The 14,520-nt window shown below is 71.2% G+C and carries 12 protein-coding genes; 6 read left to right on the top strand and 6 right to left on the bottom strand.

Features of this window, described 5'->3' with window-relative positions; genetic code table 11:
- The first annotated feature begins 4 nt into the window (after window positions 1-4).
- Window positions 5-472, top strand: coding sequence for a redox-sensitive transcriptional activator SoxR (gene soxR / locus IO24_RS0131550; RefSeq protein WP_031141612.1), 468 nt, complete (start codon window positions 5-7; stop codon window positions 470-472).
- Here the strand turns inward: soxR and IO24_RS0131545 are convergent.
- Window positions 429-1,196, bottom strand: coding sequence for a 3-keto-5-aminohexanoate cleavage protein (locus tag IO24_RS0131545; protein WP_045296803.1), 768 nt, complete (start codon window positions 1,194-1,196; stop codon window positions 429-431). The two genes, soxR and IO24_RS0131545, sit on opposite strands and share 44 nt — an antisense overlap.
- A 74-nt stretch (window positions 1,197-1,270) precedes the next feature.
- Complete coding sequence (locus tag IO24_RS0131540) at window positions 1,271-1,873, bottom strand: hypothetical protein (protein WP_031141610.1); 603 nt, start codon at window positions 1,871-1,873, stop codon at window positions 1,271-1,273.
- A 264-nt stretch (window positions 1,874-2,137) separates the two neighbouring features.
- Here IO24_RS0131540 and IO24_RS0131535 point away from each other — a divergent pair, with 264 nt between their 5' ends.
- A complete protein-coding gene (locus IO24_RS0131535) occupies window positions 2,138-4,936 on the top strand; it encodes a penicillin acylase family protein (RefSeq protein WP_031141608.1) in 2,799 nt (932 codons plus the stop codon).
- A 19-nt stretch (window positions 4,937-4,955) separates the two neighbouring features.
- On the opposite strand, the gene IO24_RS0131530 is transcribed toward IO24_RS0131535, so the two are convergent.
- Both IO24_RS0131530 and IO24_RS0131525 read right to left on the bottom strand, forming a co-directional pair.
- Window positions 4,956-6,272, bottom strand: a complete 1,317-nt coding sequence (locus IO24_RS0131530; RefSeq protein WP_031141606.1) for a hypothetical protein — start codon at window positions 6,270-6,272, stop codon at window positions 4,956-4,958.
- Between the two features lie 92 nt (window positions 6,273-6,364).
- A complete protein-coding gene (locus IO24_RS0131525) occupies window positions 6,365-7,600 on the bottom strand; it encodes an exo-beta-N-acetylmuramidase NamZ family protein (RefSeq protein WP_031141604.1) in 1,236 nt (411 codons plus the stop codon).
- Between the two features lie 196 nt (window positions 7,601-7,796).
- Between IO24_RS0131525 and IO24_RS0131520 the strand changes: the two genes are divergently transcribed.
- Genes IO24_RS0131520 through IO24_RS0131510 form a run of 3 tightly spaced genes read left to right on the top strand, consistent with a single transcriptional unit; the run spans window position 7,797 to window position 10,853 of the window.
- A complete protein-coding gene (locus tag IO24_RS0131520; protein ID WP_031141602.1) occupies window positions 7,797-8,570 on the top strand; it encodes an SDR family oxidoreductase in 774 nt (257 codons plus the stop codon).
- Window positions 8,567-10,231: a class I adenylate-forming enzyme family protein gene (locus IO24_RS0131515; protein WP_031141600.1), complete on the top strand. Its 1,665-nt coding sequence runs from the start codon at window positions 8,567-8,569 to the stop codon at window positions 10,229-10,231. Before IO24_RS0131520 ends, IO24_RS0131515 begins: the two co-directional genes overlap by 4 nt.
- A gap of 28 nt (window positions 10,232-10,259) precedes the next feature.
- Window positions 10,260-10,853 (top strand): TetR/AcrR family transcriptional regulator, encoded by a 594-nt coding sequence (locus tag IO24_RS0131510; RefSeq protein WP_031141598.1) that lies wholly within the window; start codon window positions 10,260-10,262, stop codon window positions 10,851-10,853.
- A 147-nt stretch (window positions 10,854-11,000) separates the two neighbouring features.
- Here the strand turns inward: IO24_RS0131510 and IO24_RS0131505 are convergent, their stop codons facing one another.
- Together IO24_RS0131505 and IO24_RS0131500 are read right to left on the bottom strand one after the other, a co-directional pair.
- Entirely contained in the window at window positions 11,001-12,215 is a 1,215-nt protein-coding gene (locus tag IO24_RS0131505) for an acyl-CoA dehydrogenase family protein (RefSeq protein WP_031141596.1), read from the bottom strand.
- Between the two features lie 5 nt (window positions 12,216-12,220).
- The gene (locus tag IO24_RS0131500; RefSeq protein WP_031141594.1) at window positions 12,221-13,255 is read right to left on the bottom strand and encodes a phosphotransferase family protein; all 1,035 of its coding nucleotides are present in this window, start codon (window positions 13,253-13,255) and stop codon (window positions 12,221-12,223) included.
- Window positions 13,256-13,454: 199 nt separating this feature from the next.
- On the opposite strand from IO24_RS0131500, the gene IO24_RS0131495 reads away from it, so the two are divergent.
- Window positions 13,455-14,399, top strand: a complete 945-nt coding sequence (locus tag IO24_RS0131495) for an NADP-dependent oxidoreductase (RefSeq protein ID WP_031141592.1) — start codon at window positions 13,455-13,457, stop codon at window positions 14,397-14,399.
- Window positions 14,400-14,520: the final 121 nt, after the last annotated feature.

Raw genomic sequence — 14,520 nt, 5'->3', positions numbered from 1 at the left:
AGGGGTGCCCCAGATTCCAGAGAAGATCCATGAGCTCACGGTCGGCCAGCTCGCGGCGCGGAGCGGCGCCGCCGTCTCCGCCCTGCACTTCTACGAGTCCAAGGGCCTGATCAGCAGTCGCCGGACCTCGGGCAACCAGCGCCGTTACTCCCGTGACACGCTCCGCCGGGTCGCCTTCATCCGGGCCGCGCAACGGGTGGGCATCCCCCTGGCGACGATCCGCGACGCGCTCGCGGAACTCCCCGAGGAGCGCACGCCCACCCGGGAGGACTGGGCGCACCTGTCCGAAGTCTGGCGCACCGAACTGGAAGAACGCATCAAGCAGCTGAACCGCCTCAGGGATCACCTCGCGGACTGCATCGGCTGCGGCTGCCTCTCCCTCGACACCTGCGTCCTGTCCAACCCGGACGACGTCTTCGGTGAACGCCTCACGGGTTCCCGCCTGATGGTCGACCGGCGCGGTCGCGGGTAGCGCCTTCCCGGCCCGCCCCGTACTCCGTCAGGCCGGCCGCGACCAACTGCGCGTTCGACCCCGCCCGTTCGCCGCCCGGCAGTACCAGGACGTCCTCCAGCCCGACGCGCGTGGCCAGGCCGAGGCGGCCCGCGAGCCGCAGCACCGGCCAGGCGCCCCCGTCCTCGCCGTGCAACAGGACCGGCCGTCCGTGCGCGGTCCCGATGCCGGACAGCAGAGCCCGCGCGCAGGAGACGGCGCCCAGCGGGTCCGTGTCCGTCACCTCCGCCAGGACCCTCAGCGCCTTCGGCCCGAGCGGGGAGGCCGCGAACCGCTCGGCGCCGTCCGTCCCGGACCAGATGCCGGCCTCGACGCCCACTCCGCGCTCCATGAGCAGCGCGGCCGTCTCCTCCGCGCCCGGCTCGTGCCAGTTGACCGAGGCGTGGTCGGGCAGCACGGTCCACGCGCGGATCCGCTCCAGCCGGGCGTCAGGGCCGGGCTCCGCCCACGCGCCCGTGGTCACACCGACCGGCACCGGCACCCGCGCCCGGATCGCCGTCAGCGTCATCGCGAGCACCCGCGGCGACAACGTGTCCCGCCCGCACGGCGTCTTGGGGTGGACGTGAAGGTCCGTCGCACCGGCGGCGACGGCCTCGGCGGCCGAGTCGGCCAGCGACTCGGGTGTCAGCGGCACGGCCACACCGTCAGCGGCCGTCCGCGAACCGTTCAGGCACACCTGCATCAGCCGTCGATGGTGCCAGTCACCACCGACAGTGGGGGTGCGGCATCCCCGGCGCACCCCCCACGCACCCGCATCCGTCAAGCCGACACCAACAACCTCGCCCGCCTGGCGTACGCCAGGGACTCGGGCGTGAGCACCGGACGCGGCACCAGGATTCCGCAGTCCGTGCAGACCGGACCGGACGAGGGCTCGTGGTCCAGGTCGTACCTCCAGACGAGCTGCTCACCGCCGCACACCGGGCACCCCGAGCCCGGTTCGCGCTCCAGGGCGGCGATCAGCCGGCGCAGCACCTCGGCCAGCGGTTCACGGGGATGGACCGCCGGATCGTCGCACCACGCCACACCGAAACCGCCCCAGGTCAGCCGGTGCCAGTCGTCCACACTGCCCGGCCTGCGCAGTCCGTCGTGCTTCTCCTTCTTGCGGCGCTCGGCGAACTCGACCTCGTAGGCCAGCCAGACCGCCCGCGCCTCCTCCAGTTCGTCCAGTGCGGCCACGAGCCGCACCGGATCGGGGGAGCGGTCCTCGGGGCCGAACCCCGCCCGGGAGCAGAGATGGTCCCAGGTCGCCCTGTGCCCGTAAGGGGCGAACCTCTCAAGGCACTTGCGCAGCGAATAGCGCCGCAAGGCCAGATCGCACCGCGGATCGCGGACCTGTCTCGCCAGACTTCGGAAACCGGCCATCGTCCTGCACCTCCGTCACACCTGCACCTGTAATCCGGTCACTTCGGCGTCGTCGTACGGACCTCGCCGAATAGACGTATCGACAAGCGAATCGGCTCCATCCGATTTCAAATGGCCTCCATAAGCGGCCCGAAGAGGCTCGCGAGTCGACTGCCGTGGTCCCTGTGTCTGTTGTGCTGACTTCGAAAAGTGACGCTTGTTCATCTTCAAGCCGGGGGATACCGGCGGTAACATCCGGCCCACCCCCGTCGGGAGGAGCCCCCCATGCCACGGCGTGCCCCACGCACCGTTCTCGACAGAATGAGAACTCCCAGCGGAATCCACGGGTTCCTGAAGACAGCATCGGTATGCGCCCTGATCGCAGGTCTTTTGTCGCCGCTTGCCCCGGCCGCCGCTTCGGAAACGGTGACCGCGCAGGCCACGGCCGCCGCGAACGACCATTGCGGCAACCAGTGTTCCGACATCCTCCCGCCCGGCCAGAACGGCAACGCCACCCTCGCCCAGATCCTCCTCAACCAGGCCTTCGGCACCCAGCCCGAGCACGCCGAGGACCAGCTCGGGCCCTACGCCGGCCTCGCCAAGGGCTATCCCGGCCTCACCAACGACAAGATCAACGACTTCTTCAACGACGCGTCCTTCGGGGTCCCCGCCGACCAGGTCGCCTCCAGCGTCAAACCCGCCGGACGCGGTGACGTGACGATCGTCCGGGACAAGAAGACCGGTGTGCCGCACATCACCGGAACCACCAGATACGGCACGGAGTTCGGCGCCGGTTATGCGGCAGCCCAGGACCGGCTGTGGCTGATGGACGTCTTCCGGCACGTCGGGCGCGGTCAGGTGACCTCCTTCGCGGGCGGCGCGCCCTCCAACCAGGGCCTCGAGCAGCAGTTCTGGCGGCACGCCCCGTACACCGAGGCAGATCTGCAGGCGCAGATCGACAACGCCGTCGCCACCAACGGGGAGCGGGGACAGCAGGCCCTCGCCGATGCCAGGGCCTACCTCGACGGCATCAACTCCTACATCGACGCCTCCGACAGCGGCCGCTACTTCCCCGGTGAGTACGTGCTCACCGGGCACAAGGACTCAGTCACCAACGCCGGGACCATCGAGCACTTCAAGATCACCGACCTGGTCGCGCTTGCCTCCGTCATCGGCGCGCTATTCGGCTCCGGCGGAGGCGGCGAGGTCAACAACGCCCTCTCGCTGCTGGCCGCCCAGGAGAAGTACGGCGTCACCGAGGGCACCAAGGTCTGGGAGTCCTTCCGGATGCGCAACGACCCGGAGGCCGTCCTCACCCAGCACGACGGCAGCTTCCCGTACGGGACCAAGCCCGACGACCCGCAGGGCACGGCCCTGCCCGACGCCGGCTCGGTGGAACCGGAACCGCTCGTGCACGACCGCACCGGCAGCGCCACCACGGCCCGTGCGACCGGCGCGTCGGGCGACGCCGCGAAGGCGGCCATGTCGTCGGCCAAGCGCGGCATGTCCAACGCCCTCGTGGTCAGCGGCAAGCACACGGCCAGTGGCCACCCCGTCGCCGTGTTCGGCCCGCAGACCGGCTACTTCGCCCCTCAGCTGCTCCTGCTCCAGGAGATCCAGGGCCCGGGCATCAGCGCCCGCGGCGCCTCCTTCGCGGGCTTGAGCATGTACGTCGAACTCGGCCGCGGCCAGGACTACGCGTGGAGCGCCACGACCTCCGGCCAGGACATCATCGACTCCTACGCCGTCGAACTGTGCCAGGACGACTACCACTACCTGTACCGCGGCACCTGCACGCCGATGGAGAAGATCGAGCAGAAGAACGCCTGGAAGCCCACGGTCGCCGACGGCACCGCGGCCGGCTCGTACACCATGCGCGTCTGGCGCACCGAGTACGGCCCCGTCGAGTACCGCGCGACAGTCGGCGGCAAGCGCGTCGCCTACACCACCCTGCGCTCCTCCTTCATGCACGAGGCCGACTCCATCATCGGCTTCCAGATGCTGAACGACCCGGACTACGTCAAGGGCCCGGACTCCTTCCAGAAGGCCGTGCAGCACATCAACTACACCTTCAACTGGTTCTACGCCGACTCCGAGCACACCGCGTACTACAACAGCGGCGACAATCCGGTCCGCGCGGCCGGCGTCGACGCCGAGTTCCCGGTGTGGGCGCGGCCGGCGTACGAGTGGCGCGGCTGGGACCCGGCAGCCAACACGGCCGACTACACCCCGCCCTCCGCCCACCCGCACTCCACCGACCAGGACTACTACGTCTCCTGGAACAACAAGCAGGCCAGGGGCTACACCACCGCGCCCTGGGGCAACGGGTCCGTGCACCGCGGCAACCTCCTCGAGGACCGGGTGAAGAAGCTCGTCCAGCAGGGCGGGGTGACCCGGGCCGCCCTGGTGCAGGCCATGGCCGACGCCGGACTGGCGGACCTGCGGGCCGAGGACGTCCTGCCCAGGCTCCTGAAGGTCGTCAACAGCTCGCCCGTCGGCGACCCCGCCGCAGCGGCCGCCGTGAGCAGACTCCAGGCCTGGGCCGCCGCCGGAGGCAAGCGCACGGAGACCGCCGCCGGATCCAAGAAGTACGCCGACGCCGACGCGATCCGCATCCTGGACGCCTGGTGGCCACTGCTGGTCAAGGCCGAGTTCGAACCGGGCCTCGGCAGCGAGCTGTACACGGCCGTCACGGCCAACCTCCCCGTCGACGAGTCCCCGTCGGCCGCGCACGGCCCGACCGGCTCGCACGCGGGAAGCTCCTTCCAGTACGGATGGTGGAGCTACGTCGACAAGGACCTCCGGGCCGTTCTCGGTGAGCAGGTGAAGGGGCCGCTGGCCCGGAAGTACTGCGGCGACGGCAGCCTCGCCGCCTGCCGGGACACCCTCATCCGCACCCTGAAGGAGGCGGCGGGCAGGACAGCCGCCCAGGTCTACCCCGGCGACGACGTGTGTGCGGCGGGCGACCAGTGGTGTGCCGACTCGATCAACCACCGCACCCTCGGCGGCATCAAGCACGGCAAGATCAGCTGGCAGAACCGGCCGACCTACCAGCAGGTCGTGGAATTCACCTCACACCGGTGACGCACCACGCGGCGGCGGGTCAGCGAACGCGGCCCGCCGCCAGCACCAGCCGGGCCAGTTCCGCGTGCAGGATGTCGCTGTGCGCACCGGCCGGCGGGCCGCCGCGTCTGACCACCGCCGCCGCGTCCACGTTCACGCACCCCGAAGCGGGCAGTTCCGCCTCCAGGGCCTCGGCGAGGGTGTACACGCGCGTGCCCGGCACCGCCTGCACCCCGTCGTAGCCCATCGCGCCCCACTTGGCGCCCAGGGCACGCCCCACGTCCAGACCGCCGACCGAGCGGCTGTCCCCCGCCATCCGCGAGGCCAGTGGATACATCGTGCCGAGAGCCGCGTCGTGCCGGGAATGGCAGCACACCAAGGGCCCGTCGACGCGGTTCTGCTGCCCCTGGAGCACCCCTCCCGCGCGGGCGTCGTGCGGCAGCCGGGCGGCGAACGCATAGTGCGAGAAAGCCCCTTGGAGCAGCGTCACCGACTTCACCGTGCGCACGCCCTCGGGAAGACCCCGCAGCGCGAACGACACCAGCCGCCCGCCGAAGCTGTGCCCGACCAGGTGCACGCGCACGCCCGGAGCCGCCTTCGCGAGCTGTCCGACGACCCGGCCCAGTCCCCGTTCCCCGACCGTCCCCGCGCGCCGCTTCATCGCGTAGTACGTCGCCTGCCGCAACAGTTCGTGCGCACCGTCCCAGGGGCTGGGGATCCTGAACCCCTGCCGTGCTCCGGGCGCCTCGAGTCCCGCCAGCGCCCGCGCGAACTCCTCGCAGGCCGCCGCCGACGACCCGGCGAACATCCCCGGCTCGCTCTGCGGCACGCCCTCCGCCACCGTGTCCGCCGCGAACAGCGCCTGCGGACCCGGAGCCACCACCTCCACCAGCGTCCGCACCAGCCGCCCGAACTCCTCCAGCTCGGCCTCCTCCGGCGGCTGCTGCTCCAACAGCCGGGCGATCTGGTCGACCAGGATCGCCCGGCCCGGGAAGGTCTCCAGCAGAGCGTGCCGCGTGTCCTTGTCCAGCACCGGGCGCCTCGGCCGCTCGGCCGCCACGGCCCGCGGGAAGTCCGGGATCGGCTCGTCGGAGAACCGCATCGCCGGCCACAGCACGCCGACGTACCCGATCCGGGCCGCCGGGGCCAGCCGCGGCACGGGCGCCAAGAAGCGGTCGCAGAGGCGGGTCGCGCCCGAGCGGTCGGTGTTCCAGCCGTGCGCGAAGACGATCAGATCGCGCACGCCGCGCTCGGTCACCCCGGCGAGCAGCCGGTCGCGCCGGCGGCCCTCCGGGTCCCCGTCCGCGTCGAAGGCCAGCTCCCAGTAGGGAGTCACACTCATCGCCGGATCCGCCATGACAGGCCCCCTGGTCCCCGGGTGACGCCACGATCTGGGCGTATCGTCCTGCCAACGGGGGAGCTTGGCCATACGTCACGGGCGCATTCGGCTCAGCGGTAGAGAAGGTACTTCCGCCGCATGGCGCGGAACACCGCCAGATCCTCCTGCCACCCGGCCACCACCTCGTCGGTGTCCGCACCCGCGTCGATCATCGTCCGTACCCGCGAGGAGCCGGTGAGCTTGTCGATCCAGTTGTCCGGGCGCCAGGCGAAACCGCTCCAGACCCGCTTGGCCGTCACGAGCAGGGCGATGCCCGTCCGTACGGGATCGAATGCCGCCCGGTCGTGCACATGGAGCTGCACACCGCCGATCGTCCTGCCCTGGAACTTCGAGAAGGCGGGCGCGAAGTACGCCTCCCTGAACCGCACCCCGGGCAGGGCCAGGTCGTTGGCCGCGGCCGCCCAGCGCCGGTCGACGCCCTCCGCGCCCAGCAGCTCGAACGGGCGGGTGGTGCCGCGCCCCTCCGACAGGTTCGTGCCCTCGAACAGACACGTCCCCGAGTACACCAGCGCCGTCTCCGGCGTCGGCATGTTGGGGCTCGGCGGCACCCAGGGCAGCCCGGAGACGTCGTAGAACTGCGAGCGCTTCCAGCCCGACATCGTCACGGTCTCCAGCGGCACGGGTTCGGTCAGGAACTCCTCGTTGAACAGCCGCGCCAGCTCGGCGACGGTCATCCCGTGGGCCTGGGCGATGGGCTGCCGCCCGACGAACGTGGCGAACTCCTTGTGCAGGACCGGGCCGAGCGCGGCCCGCCCGGTCACCGGGTTCGGCCGGTCCAGGACCACGAACCGCTTGCCGGCGAGCCGGGCGGCCTCCATGCAGTCGTACAGCGTCCAGATGTACGTGTAGAAGCGTGCGCCGACGTCCTGGATGTCGAAGACGACCGTGTCGACGCCGGACGCGGTGAAGATGTCCGCGAGCGGCCGGCCGCTCTTGAGATACGTGTCGTAGACGGGCAGGCCGGTCGCCGGGTCGTCGTGGCGGCCCTCGGAGCCGCCGGCCTGGGCGGTGCCGCGGAAGCCGTGTTCAGGGCCGAAGACGGCCCTGAGATCCACTCGGGTGTCCGCGTGCATGACGTCGACGATGTGGTGGACGTCGCGGGTTGTGCCGGTGGGGTTGGTGACGATGCCGACCTTCTGGCCGTCGAGCGGGGTGTAGCCGCCGTGGGCGAGTCGTTCGAAGCCGGTGCGCAGGTGCCTGCGGCGCTGGGCGGCGGCCGCGGGGGAGGTGGCTGATACGGCTGCAGCCGTGGCGGTGGTGAGTACGGCTCGTCTCGAAGGGCGCATGCGGTGACCTCCTTGAGCGGGGGACGGTCGGCATGGGCACGGTATGCGCTCCCGCGCGCTGTGGGGAGGCCGCGGGCCGGGGGTGGCTGGTCGCGCCGTTCCCCGCGCCCCTTTCAGGGCGTTGCTGCGACCCCTTCCCTGGTACATACCGACCGGTTAGTCTGGCGCCATTGCTGAGCCGCGACTGAGGAGACCGATGGTGGGAGCCTTTCAAGGGGCCGGAGTCGTTGTCACGGGGGCAGGCGGCGGAATCGGCGCCGCGCTCGCCCGGCGGTTCGCCGCGGAAGGGGCCCGGGTCGTGGTCAACGACCTCGACGCGGAGCGGGCCGAGCAGGTCGCGGACGAGATCGGCGGCATTGCCGTGCCCGGCGACGCCTCGGCCGTCGTCGACGACGCCCGGGACGCACTCGGCGGGACCGTCGACGTGTACTGCGCCAACGCCGGTGTCGCCTTCGAGGGCGGAGCCGCCGACGGGCCGCTGGACGACATGGCCTGGGCCGCCTCCTGGGACGTGAACGTGATGGCGCATGTCCGGGCCGCCCACGCCCTGCTGCCCGGCTGGCTGGAGCGCGGCAGCGGCCGGTTCGTCTCCACCGTGTCCGCCGCCGGGCTGCTCACCATGATCGGGGCCGCTCCCTACGCCGTCACCAAGCACGGTGCGCTCGCCTTCGCCGAGTGGCTGTCGCTGACGTACCGGCACCGGGGCGTGAAGGTCCACGCCATCTGCCCGCAGGGCGTCCGCACCGACATGCTGGCCGCCACCGGCAGCGCGGGCGACCTGGTGCTCCAGCCGACCGCGATCGAGCCGGAGGACGTGGCGGACGCCCTGCTCAAGGGCGTGGAGGAGGACCGGTTCCTGATCCTGCCGCACCCGGAGGTCGCCGCCTACCATCAGGCCCGGGCCGGTGACCCGGACCGGTGGCTGTCCGGCATGAACCGCATCCAGCAGCAGTGGGAGGAGGCCCGGTGACCGAGTCCCGTTACGCGGCCAAGCCCTGGCTCGACCTGCTCAGCGACGCCCAGAAGGGCGCGATCAGCCCGGCCGGCTCCCTCGTGCACGCCCTGCGCCGGGTGACGGCCGAGACGCCCGGCAGTGACTTCCTGGCCTACTTCGACGGCCGTCTGACCTACCGGGAGGTCGACGAGCTCAGCGACTCCGTCGCCGGGCACCTCGCGGCACGAGGTCTTCAACGCGGCGACCGGGTCGCGGTGCTGCTGCAGAACTCCCCGCACTTCGTGCTCGCCTTGCTGGGCGCCTGGAAGGCCGGCGCGGTCGTCGTGCCCGTCAACCCGATGTACAAGTCGGGCGAGGTGGCCCACGTCCTGCGGGACGGCGAGGTCGCCGCACTGATCTGCTCGGACCGGGCCTGGGAGTCGTATCTGCGCGAGACGGCCGCGGACTCGCCCGTGCGGATCGTGCTCACCGGGTGCGAGCTGGACTTCCAGAGCCGCGGCGACGCGCGCGTCCTGACGTTCGAGCGCCTGCCGCAGGCCCCGGACGCCGACGACCTGGTGGCCGTCGCACGGGCCGGGCACAAGCCGCCCGAGGGCCGCGACCCCGGCCCCTCCGACATCGCGCTGATCAGCTACACCTCCGGCACCAGCGGTACGCCCAAGGGCGCCACCAACACGCACCGCAACATCATGTACAACGCCGAGCGGCAGCGGACCGGGCTGGGCCTGCCCGAGCGGCCGGTGTACTTCGCGCTGGCGCCGCTGTTCCACATCACCGGCATGGTCTGCCAGTTCGGCGCCTGCCTGAACAGCGCAGGCACGCTCGTGCTGGCCTACCGCTTCGAGTCCGGCGTGGTGCTGGACGCGTTCGCCGAGCACCGCCCGCACTACACCGTCGGGCCGTCCACGGCCTTCATGGCGCTGGCCGCCCACCCCTCCGTCAGCCGCGATCACTTCTCCTCCTTCCGGGTGATCTCCTCCGGCGGCGCCCCGCTGCCGCCCGCGCTGGTGGAGAAGTTCCGGGCCGGTTTCGGCCCGTACATTCGCAACGGCTACGGGCTCACCGAGTGCACCGCCCCCTGCGCCTCCGTGCCGCCCGGTCTGGAAGCACCCGTCGACCCGGTGTCCGGAACCCTCGCCGTGGGACTGCCCGGCCCCGACACGGTCGTCCGGATCGTCGACGACGCCGGTGAGGAAGTCCCCTTCGGCGAGCAGGGCGAGATCGTCGTCGCCGGGCCGCAGGTCGTCCCGGGCTACTGGCGCCGTCCCGACGCCACCGCCGCCACGTTCCCCGGCGCCGAACTGCGCACCGGAGACATCGGCTTCATGGACGAGCGGGGCTGGCTCTACGTCGTCGACCGCAAGAAGGACATGATCAACGCGTCGGGCTTCAAGGTGTGGCCGCGCGAGGTCGAGGACGTCCTCTACACACACCCGGCGGTGCGCGAGGCCGCCGTCGTGGGGGTGCCCGACGGCTACCGCGGAGAGACCGTCAAGGCCTACATCAGCCTGCGTCCGGACGCCGACACGGACCCGGATGCACTCGCCGCCTACTGCAAGGAGAGACTGGCCGCCTACAAATATCCGCGCCAGGTGGAGATCCTGCCGGACTTGCCGAAGACGGCCAGTGGGAAGATCCTCCGTCGGGAGCTTCGTTCCCGTACGCAAGGCAACTGACAGCAGAACGGAAAGGCAGGTGGCGGCAGTGCCCAGGACCACGGACTCGGACGGCACGCCCGTGCCTCAGCGGCTCCTGGCCGCCGCCACCCGGCTCTTCGCCGAGCAGGGCTACGACCGCACCTCGGTGCAGGAGATCGTCGAGGCGGCCGGAGTCACCAAGGGAGCGCTGTACCACTACTTCGGCTCCAAGGACGACCTGCTGCACGAGGTGTACGGACGCGTGCTGCGCATCCAGCAGGAGAGACTGGACGCCGTCGCGGGCGCAGACGAGCCGGTCGAGAAGCGGCTGCGGGCCGCAGCCGCGGACGTCGTGGTGACGACCATCGACAACCTCGACGACGCCATGATCTTCTGGCGGTCGATGCACCACCTCAGCCCCGAGAAGAACAAGCAGGTCCGCGCCGAACGCCGCCGCTACCACGAACGCTTCCGCGCGCTGGTCGAGGAGGGCCAGCAGTCGGGCGTCTTCTCCAAGACGACCCCGGCGGACCTGGTGGTCGACTACCACTTCGGCTCGGTCCACCACCTGTCGACCTGGTACCGCCCCGAGGGCCCGATGAGCCCCCAGCAGGTGGCCGACCACCTGGCGGACTTGCTCCTGCGAGCCCTGCGCCCGTAGCTGCGCAACCCAGCCCGTCCGGCGTTCGAGGACGAGGCCGTCCAGGCCGACGGGGGTCCAGGGGGCGCAGCCCCCTGACGGGGCCGAAGGGGCGGAGCCCCCTGGAGGAGGGGCGGCGGCGAGAAACCCTCCCGCCGCCCCGCCGTGTCACACGTACCGCTTCAACTCCCGCCGTGCCAGCGACCGCTGGTGCACCTCGTCCGGCCCGTCCGCGATCATCAGCGTCCGCGCCGCCGCGTACAGCTCCGCCAGCGGGAAGTCCTGGCTCACCCCACCCGCCCCGTGCAACTGGATCGCCCGGTCGAGGATCTCCACCACCGCCCGAGGCGTAGCGATCTTGATGGACTGGATCTCGGTGTGCGCCCCCCGGTTCCCCACCGTGTCCATCAGCCACGCGGTCTTCAGCACCAGCAGCCGCAACTGCTCCACCGTCACCCGCGCGTCCGCGATCCAGTTGTGGACCACACCCTGCTGCGACAGTTCCTTCCCGAACGCGGTCCGGGACACGGCCCGCCGGCACATCAGCTCGATCGCCCGCTCCGCCATGCCGATCAGCCGCATGCAGTGGTGGATGCGCCCCGGCCCGAGCCGCGCCTGGGCGATGGCGAAACCGCCGCCCTCCTCGCCGACCAGGTTCGACACCGGCACCCGCGCGTGGTCGAAGACCACCTCGGCGTGGCCGCCGTGGTGGTGGTCCTCGTAGCCGAACACCTGCATCGCCCGCCGGATCGTGACGCCCGGGGTGTCGCGGGGGACCAGCACCATGGACTGCTGGCGGCGGATGTCCGCCCCGTCCGGGTCGGTCTTGCCCATCACGATGAAGATCGCGCAGTCCGGGTTCATCGCCCCGGAGATGTACCACTTGCGGCCGGTGATGACGTACTCGTCGCCGTCCCGCTCGATGTGCGTGGTGATGTTGGTGGCGTCCGAGGAGGCCACCTCCGGCTCGGTCATGGCGAACGCCGAGCGGATCTCGCCCGCGAGCAGCGGCTCCAGCCACTGCTTGCGCTGCTGCTCGTCGCCGAACTGGGCCAGCACCTCCATGTTCCCGGTGTCGGGCGCGGTGCAGTTCGTCACCGTCGGAGCCAGGTGCGGTGAGCGGCCCATGATCTCGGCGAGCGGCGCGTACTGCAGGTTGGTGAGCCCGGCCCCGTACTCGGAGTCCGGCAGGAACAGGTTCCACAGTCCCTGCCTGCGGGCCTCGGCCTTGAGTTCCTCGACCACGGCCGGGGTCTCCCACGGCGAGTCGAGCCGGGAGCGCTGCTCGTCCGCGACGGCCTCGGCCGGGTACACGAACTCGTCCATGAAGGCGAGGAGTTTGGCGCGCAGCTCTTCGGTGCGCGCGTCGAAAGCGAAGTCCATGTGGATCAGCCCTCCTGGAGGCCTTCGTGGAGCGTGGTCAGTCCGTGCCGGACGAAGACGGGGACGAGGTCCCCGATGCGGTCGAAGCCGCGGCCGACCGTCTGGCCCAGCGTGTAGCGGTAGTGGATGCCCTCGAGGATCACGGCGAGCTTGAACCAGGCGAACGCCGTGTACCAGGAGACCGCGGAGACATCGCGCCCCGAGCGCGCGGCGTACCGCTCGATGAGTTCGGACGGTGCCGGATGGCCGGGGGCCTCGGCGGTCGTCGAGACGGGGGAGTCGGGCATGCCGAGCGGCATGCTGTACATCACCAGCAGGCCGAGGTCGGTGAGCGGGTCGCCCAGTGTCGACATCTCCCAGTCGAGGATCGCCCGGATCGAGTCGTCCTCGCCGATCAGCACGTTGTCGAGCCGGTAGTCACCGTGCACCACGGCCGGGGCGGGGGAGTGGGGCAGCTCGCGCCCGAGGGCGGCGTGCAGCTCGTCGATGCCGTCCAGGTCGCGGTTGCGGGAGGCGTCCAGTTGCTTGCCCCAGCGCCGCAGCTGCCGGTCCAGGAAGCCCTCGGGCCGGCCGAAGTCCCCCAGGCCCACCTCGCCCGGGTCGACCGCGTGCAGCGCCACCAGCGTGTCGACCAGGTTCAGCACCGCCCCGCGGGTCCGCTCCGGGCCGAGCGGGACGAGCTCGTCGGCGGTGCGGTAGGGGGTGCCGTCGACGAACTCCATGACGTAGAACGGCGAGCCGAGCACCTCCTCGTCCTCGCACAGCAGCACCGGCTCCGGCACCGGCACGGCGGTCGGGTGCAGCGCGCTGATCACCCGGTGCTCGCGCTTCATGTCGTGCGCGGTGGCCAGGACATGGCCGAGCGGGGGCCGCCTCACGACCCACCGGGAGGTGCCGTCGGAGACGGCGTAGGTGAGGTTCGACCGTCCGCCCTCGATCAGCCGACCGGACAGCGGGCCGTTCACCAGGCCGGGCCGCTCGCGTTCGAGCAGGCCGCGCAGCCGGTCGAGATCGAGTCCGGGCGGATGGTCGGGGCTCATGGATCGCTCCTCCGGGCAGGTGAACAGTTCCCGACTCATGATGCCGACCGGTCGGTATGTCGTCTAGAGCGGGACCGAAACGTGATCGGAGCCACGATAGGCCGACGGCTCCTCCCGTGAGGCGGCAGGGGAGGTTTCGGCAGGTTCGTTCAGGCCATCCGGCTTGCGAGTCCCGCGACGAGCCCGGAAGGTCAGAGCCATGAAGGCGATCTGCTACTCACGGTACGGCGGACCCGAGGTACTGGCGTTCGGGGAGGTGCGCGACCCGGTGGTCGGCCCGGACGCGGTGCTGGTGAAGGTACGGGCGGCGGCCGTGAACCCCGTCGACTGGAAGGCCCGTGAGGGATACCTCGACGGGCTCTTCGCCCCTGTCTTCCCCGTGGTGCCCGGCTGGGACGTCTCGGGCGTCGTCGTACGGCCCGGCGTGGCCGTCTCGGAGTTCGACGTCGGCGACGAGGTCATCGGGTACGTGCGTGAGGACTTCCTCTCCCGCGGTACCTTCGCCGAGTACGTGGCCGCACCCCTGCGCACCCTCGCCCGCAAGCCGCGCAACCTCTCCTTCGAGGAGGCGGCCGGGCTGCCGCTGGTCGGGCTCACCGCCTACCAGGTGCTGACCAAGATGCTCCAGGTGAAGCGGGGCGAGACCGTACTGGTGCATGCCGCGGCCGGCGGCGTCGGCTCGATCGCCGTGCAGCTCGGCGTCCACCTCGGTGCCCGGGTGATCGGCACGGCGAGCGAGTCCAACCACGACTTCGTGCGCGGCCTCGGCGGTGAGCCGGTGGTGTACGGCGAGGGCCTGGCGGAGCGGGTGCGGGGGCTGGCGCCCGAGGGTGTGGACGCGGTGTTCGACACCGTCGGCGGGGACGGGCTGAAGGTGTCGGCGAACCTGCTGGCTCCGGAGGGCCGTCTGGTGTCGATCGCCGACAACGAGGTCGTGAACTACAGCGGCCGCTACTACTTCGTCCGCCCCGACGCGCAGGACCTCCAGCGCCTGGCCGACCTGGCGGAGCAGGGCGTGGTGAGCGTGCACGTCGATGAGACGTTTCCCCTGGAGCGGGCGGCGGACGCGCACCGGCTGAACCAGGAGGGCCGCACCCGCGGCAAGATCGTCGTGACGGTGGACTGGGAGAGCGGCGGCGCGTGAGGACGTGCGGGATCGGGGGTGCCTAGGTGTATTGATCACGAGCGTTGTTAACGCGGGGTCGGGCTTGATCATGGCGAAGGCCCCCGTGTGTGGTGGAGGTGTCGAATCTTCACCGCACGGA

Origin of the sequence: Streptomyces flavovariabilis (genome assembly GCF_000725785.1) — a bacterium.
Taxonomy (GTDB): domain Bacteria; phylum Actinomycetota; class Actinomycetes; order Streptomycetales; family Streptomycetaceae; genus Streptomyces; species Streptomyces hawaiiensis.
The sequence above is the reverse complement of the archived record's forward strand: the minus strand, read 5'-3'. Positions and strand labels throughout refer to the sequence as shown.